1 protein-coding gene and 1 pseudogene are annotated in these 999 nt (G+C 61.0%); both read right to left on the bottom strand.

The window, feature by feature from the left end; genetic code table 11:
* Nucleotides 1-766 (bottom strand): annotated as a pseudogene (locus J5224_RS29995) (HlyD family secretion protein); the annotation flags it as partial.
* Nucleotides 763-999 (bottom strand): HlyD family efflux transporter periplasmic adaptor subunit (locus tag J5224_RS29990; protein WP_264628702.1); only part of this gene is annotated, 237 nt, incomplete at its 5' end. The pseudogene J5224_RS29995 and the gene J5224_RS29990, both read right to left, overlap by 4 nt.

The raw sequence follows: 999 nt of genomic DNA, 5'->3' as shown, positions 1-999 counted from the left end.
GGTTTTCCAGCTCGCGTGCATCCAACCGCGCCAGGGGCTGATTGGCTCGGATGGGTTGATTGGGGCGCACCAGAATATCATCGACTACGCCCGCGACAGGCGCGCGCACCATCACCGGTTGATGCGCCACAATCTCTGCCGGGGCCAACACGGACTGGCGCACCGGGATCAACATCACTAACGCCAATGCCACGGCGCTACACAGCACGATGCGGCGTTTTTTCGGGTGTGTTGGCGTCGCGCGGCGCTGTTTATGCAAGCTGGACCAGGCGTGGGCGTAAGGTTCTGCCAGCGTGTCCAGCAGCAGGATCTCCGCTGCCAGCCACGGGGTTTCGCGCGCCAGAATCAGCGTCAGTGTGGTTTCACCCTGTGCCGATCGCAATGGCAGCCACAACAGGTGTTCGGGCAGATGCTCATGCCACAGCGCCTGATCCTCAACCGGCAGATCCTGACAGCGTAGCGTACCGCTCTGGCGCTGTTCTGCCTGCCACTGGCGGCACCACCGACTAAAGGTGCTGCAAAAGGGCGCATTGTGATCGAGCGAGGCCAATCCCGAGACCGCCTGTAACCGCTGCTGCTCGTTGCTCCACAACAGCGCCTGACGATATTTCACCAGCGAATGGGTTTCATTGACGATAAAAAACGCCAATTCATCAGATGTTTCACGCGCGCGGGCACGCCGTTGCAGTTGCAGCAATTCGGCCAGTAGCGTGAGCTGTGGGTCTTGCTCGGTAGGTGCCGCAGGAGCGGCGGTCGGGCGATTCATGGCGTGCTGCCGTCTGGCGCTGCTATCTGCGCGACACCGCTCATGCCCGGCAGTAAGCCTGCGCTAGGCTGGGCCAAACGGCCAAACACTTTCACTGACTGACTTACCGGCTCCACCGAGGAGGAGATACGGCTAATTTCCGCCGGGTAGGTTAACCCGGTTTCATCCAGCGTTACCTGAAACGGGCTGCCCTGTTTCAGCGACACCAGCCAGCGAGAAGGCACGATCATCTC

The sequence above is a fragment of the Candidatus Symbiopectobacterium sp. NZEC135 genome, assembly GCF_025962695.1.
Note: the sequence above shows the minus strand (reverse complement) of the source record. Positions and strands in the feature narration are given on the sequence as shown.